The following is a 14,678-nucleotide window of genomic DNA, read 5'->3' on the forward strand; positions in this document are numbered from 1 at the left end:
ACTCCAGGACTCATGCGGAGGGGTGGAGTGGGTTCGGAACTGTGCCGTGGACGGCGGCGTGGGGGCGCTCGGACCGGTCACGGTAGCCGTCGCGATACAGGCGGTTGCGGTTGAGACAGAGGCGTTCGATACGCGGCGTCAGCATGTCGAACATCTCGAAGCGGTCCTTGAGCTCGGGAAAGCGCGCGTGGTGGCGCAGGATCTCGGCTCGGACGAGTGACCAGAATTCGTCCTCCGGGACAGCAAGCTGCTCCTCGCACAGCCTGGACAGGAATCGGAAGACACCGATGAAGAGCCCCGAGTGGATGAACTGGGTGAGGAAGCCGGGCTCCTCGGTGAGAAGGATGCTGCGTACGTCGTCCGGCATGGTCGCGTGCTCCGGCAGCGGCCGGGCGCTGATGTTCACATCGTCGACGAAGTCCTTGATCGCCAGCCGTACGGGCACATCCTGGCCGTCGAAGACCACGATGGCGTTCTCGCCGTGCGGGGAGAAGACCGTGCCGTACTGATAGAGGAAGTGCAGCAGCGGCGGGAGCAGTGCAGCGAAGAGCCGGGTCAGCCAGGCGGAGGGGGTCAGCCCCGAGCGGGCGACGAGCTCGGCCGTGAAGGCGCGGCCGTGCGGATCCATGTGGAGCAGCGACGCAAGGGTGCGGGCGCGCTCACCGGTCGCGAGCCGGGGGTGGAGCGGTTCTCGCCAGATCGCGCCGAGGATTTCCTTGAACTGGTACGGGGTCTCGGGGAGATGGTCGTACAGCGGATGCTCGACGGCTACGGAGGCCACCTCTCCGAGCAGGATGACCCCACAGGTGTCACGCAGAAAGGGGTCGCGGTCACGCAGGCCCTGGACCCAGGTGGTGACGGCGGGTGCCGCGAGGGTGCGCTCGGTCGGGAGACCCCGCCAGACCAGCGTGTTGAGGATCGACAGCGGCAGTTTGACGGTGTGCCGGTCGGGGTGTCCGAGGTTGGCGAAGGTACGGATGGACTGCTGCGGCAACCGCAGGTCTTCGTCGGTGTGCAGCGGAACGATGTCACCGTCGGCAATGGCCGGGGCGAACAGCGGAACGATCCATTCGTCCCACTGCCAGGGGTGCACGGGAAGAAAGAGGTAGGAGTGCGGGTCGAGGCCGCGGGCGCGGAGCTCGGCGGTGAATGATGTGCGGACCGAGGCGTCGAGTTCCTGCGCGTACAGCTGCTCGGGAGTGACAAGGCGGGTCACGCCTCGGTAGCCGGCGATCCGGGTGCTCACGGCGATCCACGGCAGCCTGACCGGTCTGCGGGCCTCGGGCGTGAAGCGGGAGGCGTCGGCGGCGGAGAATCCGAGACGCCCCTTGTTGGCGACGAGCCACGGATGGCCGGTCTGGTGTCCCTCGAGCTCGGCGTAGTCGAGTTCGGCCAGCCGGGCGGCGGTGAACGCGGTGTGGTCCAGCCGGGCGTCGGCGGCGAGTGTGGTGGTGATCTCGCGGATCAGATGGCCGAGAGTGGCGCCGTCGAGTTCGAGGAGACGGTGGGCGCGGGCAAGGAACTGCAACGGATCGCGGAACGGGATGGTCCCGGTGCTCTCGTCCTGACCGGTACCCGCGGGCGCGTTCCGGTCGCTGACCCGCATCGAGTCGGTGGCGACGTGCCAGCCGCCGTAGACACCCCGTCCGGCGCGGAAGTTCAGGGTTTCGCCGTCGTCCAGCGCAAGGGTGTAGATGTCGCTCCCGGCGGCCCTGGGAAGCGGGACGATGACTTCCTCGTAGGCGAACTCTCCGAGCATTTTCGCGAGCAGGCGGGCGGCAGCCTGGTCCCAGACCGTCCGGTTCAGTTCTGGAGTGCTGAGCAGCGCGGGAGACTCCGCTGATTCATGGCTCGCAGGATTGTTCGGCACGGGGACTCCTCGGGACGGAACCGATGGGCTTCGAGCGGTGTAAGTGATGCAACAGGTCGTTCACAGCTGGGCACGGTGGGCTCTGTCGCGGACCATCAGGGCGGCTCGCTTGTCGGGGAGTTCGACTTCCGCGGAGAACCGGAAGCCGGCGCTCAGGAAGGCGGAGACGGAGGGAGTGTTGCGCAAGTCGGGTTCCGCCACGACGCGTGCGCAGAGAGGACGGTTGTCGAGTACGAGGTCAGAGGCGGCCCGGAGCAGGGTGGTGCCGATGCCACGCCCGCGGTTGTTCACACCACCGATGAGGAGGTGGATTCCGGTGTCATGCGGTCGGGCGGGATAGTGGCGCGCCAGTGGGTCGAGGTCCGCACGATAGATCTCCCAGTAGCTCATGGGAACGCCGGAGAGCACGCCCAGGCAGGGGACGCTGCGTCCGTCACCGTCGAGTTGCGGGCGTAGATGGGTGGCGGTGACGGCTGCGTCCCCTGCGAGTTCCCAGAAGGCGGCGACCGCGGGGTCGTTCATCCAACGACTGATCACGGCCAGGTCGCGGTCCATGCGCACCGGGACGAGTTGGAACACGCCGGCGGTCGTGGTGACCGGTCGCCATTCGGCCGGGTTGTCGAGCAGGTCGGAGGTACCGGACAGGGCGGTGGCCGGTGTTGATGCCGGTGTGTCTTCCCCGAACAGCGCGAGGAACTCGTCGGAGAGCTTCAGGTCCAGGGTGTCCTCGATGCCCGCCCCAGCCTGTGGGGCGGGGCCGGTTCCTGCATCAGCGTGCGCATCGTCGGGAGGCACGGTGACGCTCTCCTCTCAGCGGTTCGGTGGTTCAGGCGGTGGTCATGTTCCTTCAGGCGTACAGGGGGTTGGCGATGGTGACATAGACGGACTGAGTGTCGACGGGGCCGACGAGTTCGTCGAGACCGTGGAGCCGGGTCAGCATGTTGGCCTTGCACCGCAGGTGCGGCTTCTGCAGCAATTGCGCGGGAAGCGGGGAGCCGAGGTCGATGACTCCGCCGAGGAACCGGCGGAGGCCGGCGATGAGCACTCGTTCGTCGGCGAGGTGCTCGGCGCCGAAGGCCCCGATCAGACCGAAGACGTTGTTGATGCCCAAGTAGTAGGCGAAGCGCTCGTCGGTGACCGCGTCAGAGACGAAGGTGTCGCTGAGGGTTCCGATGCCGGGGAGCCTCTGGTCAAGTGCCTGGCGATGCGATTCGCGGAAATAGTAGCCCTGATTGTCCCGGTATCGACCCCCGACGGGCCAGCCGGCGGCGTCGAGCAGCACCAGCGTGTTCTGCTGGTGGGCTTCGAGGGCAACGCCTGCTGTGGCATCGAGCCACAACACGGGGCGCACGACCCGGTCGAGGTAGCGCAGGAACCACTCGGCGGCAACCGCTCCCTTGGATCTGCCGGTGGTGGCAGCGAGGCGGAAGACGATGTCGGCGAGGCGCGATTGCATGCCTGGCCGGTCGGACCAGGGGCGCGGGGACGTCAGCCCGGCAATGCACACCGCATCGTCGTACGGGCCGAAGGGGTTGTGGCGCAGCATGACGTCGAGGCCGGGGACGGGTTCACCACCCGGTGTGTCGACGGCGAGCCAAGCCGGGTCGCGAACGATGTCGAAGCCGGGGTGGACCGCGTGCCACTGCGCAGCGAGTCCACTGCGGAGCAGCCGGTGGACCTCCACGCCCCGGTGGAGTTCCTTGCGGAGATTCTCACGGCGGGAGTTGGTGATGCGTACACCGAGGGAGAGCTTGAGCATGACATCGGCACCGGACTGATGGACGGTACGGACGGAAGAGGTGGGGTGCCAGGGCTCGCCGTGCGGTCCCAGGTCATGGAGAAGACCGGCTTCGAGCAGGGCCGCGACGTCCGGACGACTGCCCAGTTCCCGGGCCTGCCAGGGGTGGAGCGGAAGCGGTACCGCGTTGGCGGGGAGGTGCAGTCCGTCGGCGTGGAAGGCGACGAGGTCTTCGGCGGGGACGGGGCGGCCTCCGTCCGTCCAGGAGGACTCGGTGGCCAGCAGGGAGCGGTCCACAGCCATCCAGTGCAGCGGGAAAGAGCCGTGCAGCTCAGGTGAGTAGAGACGGGATTCGTTCTCGGAGAGGCCTTCGCGGCTCTTGGGACTGGGGTGCAGGGGGTGACCCAGCAAAAGCGACTGCTCGGCGGTGAGGAAGAGGTCCGCGTCGGCGGGAGGTACAGGTGTGCGGCGTCGCTCGGCGATGAAACCGGCTGTACGGCGTACGGAGTCGGCGACCCTGGCCACCATGTCGGCACCTTCGTTGCGGTCTGCCTCTCGGCCCAGGAGGGCGGCAACGGTGACGGCATCGGTGGTCGGCGCCTCGTCGGGTGCGTGCTCCAGGAGGGGTGGGCCGAAGCGGTGCCATCCCGTGGCGGACCAATAAAGGACGGGGACGAGCAGGGCGGTGCCGCTGGCGGGAAGCGGGATGCGCAGAGCGTTCCCGTCGGGTCGGGGCAGATCGTTCTCGCGGACCCAGCAGCGCAGCAGGTTCTCGACGCCTGATGCGTCTGCGGCCCGGAGCGGGTCCGGGTGATCGAGAGGATCGGCCGTTCCTGCGCCGGCAGGGAGTGCCTGCGGAGTGCACCGCTCGCCATGGAGGGCTGCCATCTGGCGCGGCACCGTCGTCTGCTCGACTGCCACACAACCGACGAGGACGGACTGGCCTCGTTGCTGGCTGACGGGAGCGCCGTCGGCCTCGGGCGCGGGCGCGGGGGTGGGGTTCACGGCGGTCTTCCTTGTGAGGGTGTCCGGGGTCAGTAGGTCGACCCGGTCGCGATTCGGCGATGCGGCGAGCGTTCAGCGGCTGCCAGGGCGTCGGCGAGGCGGTCGACGACCGCCGTTGCCTGTTCGTCGGTGAGTGTGAGGGGAGGGAGCAGGCGTACAACGGTGGAGTGGCGTCCGCCGAGTTCGACGATGAGGCCGCGTCGGAGGCATTCCTGCTGGACAGCGGCGGCGAGGACCGGATCCGGCGATGCCTCGGTGGCACCTCCGGTATCGCCGGTGAGCGGGGCGGACTCGGGGTCGACGAGTTCGACCCCGATCATCAGCCCCCGCCCGCGGACGTCTCCGACGCACGGGTGGTCGGTGGCCAGCGTGCGGAGGCGGGCGAGCATACGGGCGCCGAGCGACGCGGCGTGCTCGGCGAGCCGGTTCTCGCGCACGTAGGCAAGCGTGGCCGTGCCGGCGGCCATCGCGAGCTGGTTGCCGCGGAACGTGCCGGCGTGGGCGCCCGGTCGCCAGGTGTCCAGCTCGGAGCGGTAAATGATCACTGCAAGCGGGAGGGAACCACCGATGGCCTTCGAGAGCACCATCACATCAGGGGTGATCCCGCTGTGCTCGACTGCCCAGAAAGCACCGGTCCGGCCGACGCCGGTCTGGACCTCGTCGGCGATCAGGGGAATGGACCGGGACGCGGTGATCTCACGCATCCGGCGCATCCAGCCGTCGGGGGCGGGGTTCACACCGCCCTCCCCCTGTACCGGTTCGACGATCATTCCGGCCGGCGCGGGTACTCCGCCCTTGGGATCGTCCAGCAGGCTCTCGGTCCACCGGGCAGCGATGTCGGCGCCGCGTTCGCCACCGATGCCGAACGGGCACCGGTACTGCAGCGGGAAGGGCAGCCGGGTCACGCGGACGTCCTCGGCTCCGCCCGAGGCCGCAAGGGCTCCCTCCGTCATCCCGTGGTAGGCGCCGGTGAAAGCCAGGAGTCCGCTGCGCCCGGTCGCGGACCGGACCAGCTTGAAGGCCGCCTCGACCGCGTCCGTGCCGGCCGGCCCGCAGAACTGGATACGGGCGTTGTCGGCGAACTGTCGTGGCAGTGTGGCGAACAGTTCCGTGGTGAACGCGTCCTTGACCGGGGTCGCGAGGTCGAGAACGTGGAGGGGCGCACCCGAGTCGATGACCTTCTTGATCGCCTCCAGAACCACCGGATGGTTGTGCCCGAGCGCCAGCGTGCCGGCTCCGGAGAGACAGTCCAGATAGCGCCGTCCGTCCGCACCTTCGATGGTCAGCCCGCGCGCCCGCACCGGCACGATCGGCAGTGACCGTGCGTAGGTGCGAGCGGCCGATTCGCGCAGCGACTGGCGGCGCAGGATTCCCTCGTGCGCCGCGGGCGATGCCACGGGAGCTGGTTCGGTCACGGCCACGGCTTCTGGTCCTCCCGCTGTAACGGTTGCGTTGCACGTCAGTACGTTTCCGCAAGGACGGACTGCGGCGGTGAATGCTGCCCGTAAGTCCCTCGTACGTACCAACGACGCCGGGCGCAGGGGATCACGGGTAATCGGAAGATCCTTGCGGAGGCGGAACCGTGGACCTGCTGCTTACCGTCACCACCGGCACCGGCATAGTGGGGGCCGTGCCGACACTCCGGGCACCATCACCGGATGGTGCGGAACGTTCGGAACAGTGCCCAAATGCACTACAGAAGTGTTGAGTTACGAAGTCCCAGGGGGATCACCGCATGCGACCGATTCGACCAGTTCTCACCGCACGTCCGGGGAGGAGCGCACGCCGCAGGCCCTCATCCGTGCTCGCGGTGGCCGCGGTCACCGCCGTTCTCGCGCTCACGGCCACCGCCTGCGGGCCGAGCGAGGACGGTGCGAATGCCGAGCCGAGCAACTCCACTGGGCTGACCTCGGACAACAAGATCGCTATTCCGGATGATCTGCGGGACCGGCTCAAGGAACACGGCGTCGACCTCGACAAGTGGAAGAACGGCGAGTGGAAGAACTGGGACAAGGACAAGTGGCTGCGTGAGGCCAAGGACTACATCAACCCGATCATCGAGGGCCTCTGGGACCCGGACCGTATGCGGGATGCCGACAAGGCGCCCGAGCAGCCGGTCGACAACGACATCTCGGGTGACAAGGGTGTGACGGACCCGACGCCCACGCCGGTCCGGGCCACGAATGTGCAGTCGCCGTACCACGGCAGTGCCGCAGAGTCGGGGAAGCTCTTCTTCGACGGCCCTGAAGGTTCCATGGTCTGCTCCGCAACCGTGGTGAAGGACCCGGCCAATCCTGGAAAGTCCAACATGGTGTGGACCGCCGGGCACTGTGTGCACGCGGGCAAGAAGGGCGGCTGGTACCGCAACATCGCCTTCGTGCCGTCGTACAACAACAGCGGTCTGTCGCTTGCCGAGCTGAAGAACGCGCCCAAGGAGAAGATCGCTCCCTATGGCGTGTGGTGGGGGCAGTGGGCACAGACGTCCGACCAGTGGATCGCCGACGGCGGCCCCACCGGTGGCCAGGGAGCCCCGTACGACTTCGCGGTCCTGCATGTGGCCCCGGAGAAGGGCTCGACCGGGAAGTCCCTTGAAGAGACGGTCGGTTCGGCGCTGCCCGTCGATTTCAACGCCCCGGCCGTGCCGAAGGTCGACACCATGACCGCAACCGGCTTCCCGGCCGCTCCGCCGTACGACGGCCAGAAGATGCTGCAGTGCAAGGACAGGCCGGGCCGCCTCTCGCTCACCGAGGCAGACCCGACGATGTACCGCATCGGTTGCTCCATGACCGGCGGCTCCTCCGGTGGTGGCTGGGTCGCGGCGGGCCAGGACGGCAAGCCCGCACTGGTGTCGAACACGTCCATCGGCCCGGTGACGGCCGGCTGGCTGGCAGGGCCGCGCCTCGGCAAGGAGGCCAAGGGCGTCTACGACGCGGTCAGCAAGAAGTACGCGGGACAGTAACCCACACGAACTATGACCGGCAGCCTTGCCGGTGATGAGTGCTCAGGGGGCCCTCGGCGCGACAGCAGTCCGTCGGGGCCCCCTTATGAGTCGGCGCCTCGGTGGCGCAACGCATGCGCCGGACCGTCATAGGGTGGTCCTGCATCTCGGGGTGGCCACCGATCATCCGAATGACGCGTTCATGGCAATTTCTGGTTTCAGGGGGACGTTTTCCATGCGATCCGTACGACCACTGCTCGTCGCGGCCGGCCTCGTCGCCGCTCTCTCGCTGACGGCCACAGCATGTGGTCCGAGCGAGGACAAGGCGGACAGCAAGCCCGCCGCCGAATCCGCCGGTGGCAACGACACCGGCGGCGGCATATCCGCCGATCTGGCCGAGAAGCTCAAGAAGCACGGCGTCGACCCGGAGAAGTGGAGGAACGGCGAGTGGAAGAACTGGGACAAGGACAAGTGGCTGCGTGAGGCCAAGGACTTCGTCAACCCGGTGATCGACGGGCTGTGGAAGCCCGAGCGGATGAAGTCCGCCAAGGACCCGGCGAAGACGATGGCGGCCAGTGACTTCTCCGGCGACCAGGGCGTCACGGACCCGGAGCCCGCACCGGTCAAGGCAGAGCCCGAGGAACTGCCGTACCACAAGCACGCCGCCCCGGTCGGCAAGGTGTTCTTCGACTCCCCCGAGGGGTCCATGGTCTGCTCGGGCACGGTCGTCAAGGACCCGAAGAACCCGGGCAGGTCCAACCTGGTGTGGACGGCCGGACACTGTGTCCACGCCGGTTCGAAGGGCGGCTGGTACCGCAACATCGTCTTCGTGCCCGCCTACAACGACAAGGGCAAGTCCGCCGCCGCGCTGGAGAACGCCCGGCCCGAGGAAATCGCCCCGTACGGCGCGTTCTGGGCCGACTGGGTCACGACCTCCGGTGAGTGGATCGCCCATGGCGGCCCCACCGGTGGCGAGGGCGCTCCGTACGACTACTCGGTGCTGCACGTGCAGCCGCAGAACGGCACCAAGTCGCTTGAGGAGACCGTGGGCAACGCCCTGCCGGTCAACTTCGACGCCCCCGAGATCTCGCAGATCAGCGCCATGGGCGCGTGGGGCTACCCCGCCGCCGCCCCGTACGACGGTCTGATCATGCACAAGTGCATCGACCGTCCCGGCCGGCTCTCCATCAGCCCCAGCACCCCGACGATGTACCGCATCGGCTGCACCATGACCGGCGGTTCCTCCGGTGGCGGCTGGTTCAGTGAGGGCTCCGACGGCAAGCTGGCGCTGGTCTCCAACACCTCCATCGGCCCGGTGACTTCGGGCTGGCTCGCAGGACCCCATCTGGGCCAGGGCGCGCAGAAGATCTTCACCATGATGAGCGACAAGTTCGTCGGCCAGTAGTCACGGTCCGGTTCACGCCCGAAGGCCCGCTCCCTCATGAGGGGGCGGGCCTTCGGTCCGTACTGTGTCGTGCTGTCAGTGCGCCACAGGCGTGAACGGCGCGAGTTCCGCGGCCAGTTCCTCGTGCACCCGCGCCTTGAGGAGAGTGCCCTCCGAGGTGTGTTCCTCGGAGATCACTTCGCCGTCGGCGTGCGCCCGGGAGATGAGTCCGCCGTGCGTGTACGGGACGAGTGCCTCGATCTCGACCGACGGCCGGGGCAGTTCGGCATCGATGAGCGCGAGCAGCTCGTCGATTCCGGCCCCGGTCCGCGCCGAGACGGCAATGGCGTACTTCTCGTTCCGCAGCAAACGCTGGAGGACCAGCGGGTCGGTCGCATCCGCCTTGTTGATCACCACGACCTCGGGCACGTCCAGCGCACCCACTTCGCGGATCACTTCGCGCACCGCGGCGAGCTGCTCCTCGGGAACCGGATGCGAGCCGTCCACCACGTGCAGGATCAGGTCGGACTCGCCGACCTCCTCCATGGTGGAGCGGAACGCCTCGACGAGGTGGTGCGGCAGATGCCGAACGAACCCGACGGTGTCGGCCAGGGTGTAGATCCGGCCGCTCGGCGTCTCGGCCCGGCGCACGGTCGGGTCGAGCGTGGCGAAGAGTGCGTTCTCCACCAGGACGCCCGCCCCGGTCAGCCGGTTGAGCAGCGACGACTTGCCTGCGTTGGTGTAACCGGCGATGGCGACCGAGGGCACCTTGTTGCGCTTGCGCTCCTGCCGCTTGATCTCGCGGCCGGTCTTCATCTCCGCGATCTCCCGGCGCATCTTCGCCATCTTCTCGCGGATCCGGCGCCGGTCCGTTTCGATCTTGGTCTCACCGGGACCACGGGTGGCCATGCCGCCACCGCCGCTGGAACCGCCGCCGCCCATCTGACGGGAGAGCGACTGTCCCCAACCGCGCAGGCGCGGCAGCATGTACTGCATCTGCGCCAGCGAGACCTGCGCCTTGCCCTCTCGGGACTTGGCGTGCTGGGCGAAGATGTCGAGGATCAGGGCGGTCCTGTCGACCACCTTGACCTTGACGACATCCTCCAGATGGATCAGCTGGCCGGGACTGAGCTCACCGTCGCAGACGACGGTGTCGGCTCCTGATTCGAGGACGATGTCACGCAGCTCCAACGCCTTGCCCGAGCCGATGTAGGTGGCCGGGTCGGGCTTGTCGCGCCGCTGGAAGACGGCGTCCAGCACCTGAGCACCCGCCGTCTCGGCGAGCGCCGCCAGCTCCGCGAGGGAGTTCTCGGCGTCCTGCACGGTGCCCGAGGTCCAGACGCCGACCAGCACCACACGCTCCAGGCGCAGCTGTCGGTACTCGACCTCGGTGACGTCCTCAAGCTCTGTGGAGAGGCCCGCCACACGCCGCAGTGCCGCGCGCTCGGAGCGGTCGAACTGCTCGCCGTCCCGCTCTCCGTCGATCTCGTGGCTCCAGGCGACGTCCTCTTCCATCAGGGCGTGGGCCCGAAGGCTTTCGGTGAGGCTCTCGGTGACGTTCTCCGTGGCACTCTGCGCATTCTGCGCGTCCTGGGGAAGGGAAGAAGAGGAGGTCATTGGATCCTTACGTCGATGGAAGTCCGTTACGTCAGTCACAACGCGTGACCTGTCCGGAAGATTCCCGCTCGGGAGAATCTCCGGTCCGGCTGTCGCGGCGACCCGTCGATAGTGGCACGGCCCGGGCGGCCCCGTCACCCGGGTTTACCGGTGTCCGGCGGGCTGTGTGCTGTGCCAGTCCGGGTGCCCGGGCATCGGCGGGGTCTTCTTGCCGTACAGCCAGCCGTCGAAGAATGCGGTCAGGTTGCGTCCCGCGATCTCTGACGCCAGCCGGACGAAGTCCGCCGTGGTCGCGGTGGAGTCACGGTGCGTCCTCACCCAGCGGCGTTCCAGCCGGTCGAAGGAGCTCTTGCCGATCTCCTGCCGCAGCGCGTAGAGGACCAGCGCACTGCCGTCGTACACGACGGGCCGGAAGAGGCTGATCTTCTGTCCCGGCGAGGGCGCGGCGGGACGGGCGGGCGGGCCTCCGACTGCGCGCCAGCTGTCGGACCGGTTGTAGGCATCGCGCATCCGGTTCTCCAGCGGCTTCTTGGCGTGCTCCTCCGCGTAGCGGGCCTCGTACCAGCTGGCATGTCCCTCGCTGAGCCAGAGATCGGACCAGGTCTGTGGGGAGACGCTGTCGCCGAACCAGTGGTGGGCCAGCTCATGAACCATGAGCGAGTCGACGTACCACTGGGGATATGCCTTGTTGGTGAGCAGGGTCCGTTCGAAGAGAGTCAGTGTCTGGGTCTCCAGCTCGAAACCGGTCTCCGTGTCGGCGACCAGCAGTCCGTACGTCTCGAAGGGGTAGCGGCCGACCTGGCGCTCCATCCACTCCAGCTGTCCGGGCGTCCTCTTGAGCCAGGGCTCCAGGCGGGCGGCGTCCGCGGCCGGCACCACATCACGGACCGGCAGCCCGTGCGGCCCGGTCCGCTTCCGGACGGTCGAGTGCCCGATGGAGACCTGGGCCAGTTCGGTGGCCATGGGGTGCTCGGTCCGATACGTCCAGGTGGTCGAGGCGCCGTGCCGGACCTTACCCGCGGGCAGGCCGTTGGCCACCACCGTCAGGTCCTTGGGGGCGGTCACCCGGAAGGTGAAGTAGGCCTTGTCGGAGGGGTGGTCGTTGCTGGGGAAGACCCGGTGCGCGGCGTCGGCCTGGTTGGCCATGGCCAGGCCGTCGGAGGTGCGCAGCCAGCCACCGCTGTCCTGGTCGCCCCTGGGGTCGCTGGTGTGCCGGACGGTGATCCGGAGCGGCACTCCGGCAGGCAGCGTGCCAGGGGGGTCGACGACGAGGTCCTCGCCCGTGACGGCGAAGTGGGCGCGCAGGCCGTTCACCGCGACGGAACGGACGGTGCCGCGGGTGAAGTCGAGGTTGATCCGGTCCAGTGGCTCGGTGGTCCGCGCGTCGATCGTGGTGACGGCGTCCAGGGGTTTGCTGTTGCTGCCGTGGTAGGTGAATCCGATGTCGTACGAGAGGACGTCGTACCCCGGGTTGCCGAGGGTGGGGAAGAGTGAATCTCCGATGCCGAGCGGCACGGGTGAGGGCACAGTGGCGGCAACGAGGGTGGCCGATGCAGTGGCCAGCAGGGCGGCCCGCAGGCGGCGGGGGATGAACGGCATGGACTACGGCTATCAGCGACCCGCACGGGGACAGGCGCGGCACGCGCCACGCCACTCGAACGAGGTCGCCGGGACAGCTGGGCGCCACGAAGGACTGGTTCAGACGGCGGCGGTCGGGTGCTGGGCGCGGTTCACGTCGTACACCCCCGGTACATCCCGCATCGCGCGCATCAGTGCGGGCAGTCCGGCGGCGTCCGGGAGCTGCAGGGTGTAGGTGTGCCTGACACGTTGTTCGCTGGGCGGTTCCACGGTGGCGGAGATGATCGCCGCGTCCGCCGACGCGATGGCCTCGGTGAGATCGGCGAGCAGCCCTGGCCGGCCGAAGGACTCGGCGACCAGGGTGACCCGGCATTCCGCCGCGTCGCCCCAGCCCACCGTGACGGGTGTCCGGCCCGCTGCCTGCATCCGGGCCACCCCGGGACACTCTCGCCGGTGCACGGTGACGACGCCGCCGCGCACGGTGAATCCGGTGACGTCGTCGGGCGGCACGGGGGTGCAGCAGCCTGCGAGCCGTACGGTGGCGTCCGGCATTCCTACGACGGCGGTCGCGGCGCGGCGTGCGGCCCGGTTGGCGCCGGCGTCCGACAGGTAGGCCGGCTGCCGCTCGGGCCTGCAGCCCGCGGGCTGGCTGCCGTACGTCCCCTGGGCACCCTCCGGGTGGGCGTCGAGCCACCCGGTGATGGCGATGCGCGCGGCGGGCGTACGGGCGTGGTCGAGCCAGTCCGGTGAGGGGCCGGAGGCGGTGTCCTCGGCGAGCAGCAGCTGCACGGTGTCCCCGTCGCTGAGCACGGTGGAGAGCGTGGCGAGTCGGCCGTTGACCCGGGCCCCGATACAGCTGTGGGCCTCGTCGCCGTACTGCGCGTAGGCGGCGTCGACGCAACTGGCGCCGGCGGGGAGTCCGAGCGTGCCGCCATCGGTACGGAAGACCGTGATCTCCCGGTCCTCGGCGAGGTCGGCGCGGAGGGTGGTCCAGAAGGTGTCCGGGTCGGGGGCGGACTGCTGCCAGGCGAGGAGCCGGGAGAGCCAGCCGGGCCGGGTCGGGTCGGCGCGCTCGCCGTCCGCGGGTTCGGCCTGCGGCAGCGTGGAGGTTCCGTCCGCGGTGTAGGGGTTGCCGAGGGCGATCACGCCCGCCTCGGCGACCTTGTGCATGCGATGGGTACGGATGAGGACTTCCGCGACCGCGCCCTCCGCGCCCACGACAGCGGTGTGCAGCGACTGGTACAGGTTGAACTTGGGGGCCGCGATGAAGTCCTTGAACTCGGAGATCACGGGGGTGAAGCAGGTGTGGAGCTCGCCGAGGACGGCATAGCAGTCGGCGTCCTCGCCGACGAGCACGAGCAGCCGCCCGAAGTCGGTGCCGCGCAGCTCTCCGCGTTTGATCCTGACGCGGTGCACGGAGACGTAATGGCGGGGCCTGATGAGGACTTCTGCGGGGATGTCGGCGTCCCGCAGCACAGTTCTGACGTTCTCTGCGATGGCGGAGAGGGGGTCGCCGGTGGCGCCCGGGGAGCCGGATTCCGGTGCCGAGGACGCGGCGATCAGTGCCCGGGTGTGCGCGTACTCCTCGGGATGGAGGATCGCGAAGACAAGATCCTCCAGCTCGGTCTTGAGTGCCTGCACCCCGAGCCGTTCGGCGAGCGGGATCAGCACGTCACGGGTGACCCTGGCGATCCTCGCCTGTTTCTCCGGGCGCATCACACCGAGGGTGCGCATGTTGTGCAGCCGGTCGGCGAGCTTGATCGACATGACCCGGACATCGTCCCCGGTGGCGACGAGCATCTTGCGGAACGTCTCGGGTTCGGCGGCCGCCCCGTAGTCGACCTTCTCCAGCTTGGTGACGCCGTCGACGAGATAGCAGACCTCGTCGCCGAATTGTTCCCGCACCTGATCGAGGGTCACCTCGGTGTCCTCGACCGTGTCGTGGAGCAGCGAAGCGGTCAGTGTCGTGGTTTCGGCCCCGAGCTCGGCGAGGATCAGCGTGACCGCGAGCGGATGCGTGATGTAGGGCTCGCCGCTCTTGCGCATCTGCCCCCGGTGGGAGGACTCTGCCAGGACGTAGGCCTTGCGGAGGACGCTGAGGTCGGCGTCCGGGTAGTGGGCCCGGTGGGCCTCGGCGACGTGGCCGATCGCGTCGGGCAGCCGGTCACGGGAGACCGGTCCGAGCACGGCGACGCGGCCGAGCCTGCGGAGATCGATCCGGGGACGGCCTCGTCTGCGGATGGGAGCACCTGGGTTGGTGGCCTCTGCGCTCATGGGGGCACCTCCGGCAAACGTCGACCGGCGGTGGGGAAGCGCGGACGCGCCTCCGGGCCGGTGCTTGATGCTACCGACCCCACCACGTGGCGGAGTCCCGCTCTCGCTCAGCGTGAAACGGATCACCCATTCGAGCGACGCTCCACTGCCCCTCCCGGCAAGCTTTGCCGGTCACGGCACCAGGGTGTGTTCTGAAAGGAGCGTCGTCCGGCCGTAGGGCGGGCCGGGCGGCGTCTGGAGCGTGCGTGCCAGATGCCGCCCGGCTGGCGGGACT

At 68.7% G+C, this 14,678-nt stretch carries 9 protein-coding genes; 2 read left to right on the forward strand and 7 right to left on the reverse strand.

The genetic code is table 11. The features are described from left to right. Nucleotides 1-10: 10 nt before the first annotated feature. The 4 genes from ACNPQM_RS06215 to ACNPQM_RS06230 are packed head-to-tail and all read right to left on the reverse strand — an operon-like array spanning nt 11 to nt 6,034. Nucleotides 11-1,870, reverse strand: a complete 1,860-nt coding sequence (locus ACNPQM_RS06215) for an IucA/IucC family protein (protein ID WP_418083182.1) — start codon at nt 1,868-1,870, stop codon at nt 11-13. Between the two features lie 60 nt (nt 1,871-1,930). Continuing rightward, complete coding sequence (locus ACNPQM_RS06220; RefSeq protein WP_418083183.1) at nt 1,931-2,665, reverse strand: GNAT family N-acetyltransferase; 735 nt, start codon at nt 2,663-2,665, stop codon at nt 1,931-1,933. 52 nt (nt 2,666-2,717) lie between these two features. Next, nucleotides 2,718-4,613 carry an IucA/IucC family protein gene (locus tag ACNPQM_RS06225; protein WP_418083184.1) on the reverse strand — a complete coding sequence of 632 codons (1,896 nt, stop codon included), beginning with the start codon at nt 4,611-4,613 and terminating at the stop codon, nt 2,718-2,720. A 29-nt stretch (nt 4,614-4,642) separates the two neighbouring features. After that, a complete protein-coding gene (locus ACNPQM_RS06230) occupies nt 4,643-6,034 on the reverse strand; it encodes a diaminobutyrate--2-oxoglutarate transaminase family protein (RefSeq protein ID WP_418083185.1) in 1,392 nt (463 codons plus the stop codon). A 314-nt stretch (nt 6,035-6,348) separates the two neighbouring features. Between ACNPQM_RS06230 and ACNPQM_RS06235 the strand changes: the two genes are divergently transcribed. Continuing rightward, nucleotides 6,349-7,572 (forward strand): trypsin-like serine peptidase, encoded by a 1,224-nt coding sequence (locus tag ACNPQM_RS06235; RefSeq protein WP_418083186.1) that lies wholly within the window; start codon nt 6,349-6,351, stop codon nt 7,570-7,572. 214 nt (nt 7,573-7,786) lie between these two features. Further along, nucleotides 7,787-8,956, forward strand: a complete 1,170-nt coding sequence (locus tag ACNPQM_RS06240; protein WP_418083187.1) for a trypsin-like serine peptidase — start codon at nt 7,787-7,789, stop codon at nt 8,954-8,956. Nucleotides 8,957-9,031: 75 nt separating this feature from the next. Here the strand turns inward: ACNPQM_RS06240 and hflX are convergent, their stop codons facing one another. The 3 genes from hflX to ACNPQM_RS06255 all read right to left on the reverse strand — a co-directional run bounded on the left by hflX (nt 9,032) and on the right by ACNPQM_RS06255 (nt 14,404). After that, nucleotides 9,032-10,552: a GTPase HflX gene (gene hflX / locus ACNPQM_RS06245; protein ID WP_418083188.1), complete on the reverse strand. Its 1,521-nt coding sequence runs from the start codon at nt 10,550-10,552 to the stop codon at nt 9,032-9,034. A gap of 144 nt (nt 10,553-10,696) precedes the next feature. Then, nucleotides 10,697-12,151, reverse strand: coding sequence for a M1 family metallopeptidase (locus tag ACNPQM_RS06250; RefSeq protein ID WP_418083189.1), 1,455 nt, complete (start codon nt 12,149-12,151; stop codon nt 10,697-10,699). 99 nt (nt 12,152-12,250) lie between these two features. Further along, complete coding sequence (locus tag ACNPQM_RS06255; RefSeq protein WP_418083190.1) at nt 12,251-14,404, reverse strand: RelA/SpoT family protein; 2,154 nt, start codon at nt 14,402-14,404, stop codon at nt 12,251-12,253. Nucleotides 14,405-14,678 lie beyond the last annotated feature (274 nt).

The sequence above is a fragment of the Streptomyces sp. NPDC056231 genome, from assembly GCF_048270745.1.
Lineage (GTDB): Bacteria > Actinomycetota > Actinomycetes > Streptomycetales > Streptomycetaceae > Streptomyces.

Coding starts and splice junctions, on each gene's coding strand:
- ACNPQM_RS06250 (WP_418083189.1), bottom strand. CDS start 12,151: ATGCCGTTCATCCCCCGCCGCCTGCGGGCCGCCCTGCTGGCCACTGCA.
- ACNPQM_RS06235 (WP_418083186.1), top strand. CDS start 6,349: ATGCGACCGATTCGACCAGTTCTCACCGCACGTCCGGGGAGGAGCGCA.
- hflX (WP_418083188.1), bottom strand. CDS start 10,552: ATGACCTCCTCTTCTTCCCTTCCCCAGGACGCGCAGAATGCGCAGAGT.
- ACNPQM_RS06255 (WP_418083190.1), bottom strand. CDS start 14,404: ATGAGCGCAGAGGCCACCAACCCAGGTGCTCCCATCCGCAGACGAGGC.
- ACNPQM_RS06240 (WP_418083187.1), top strand. CDS start 7,787: ATGCGATCCGTACGACCACTGCTCGTCGCGGCCGGCCTCGTCGCCGCT.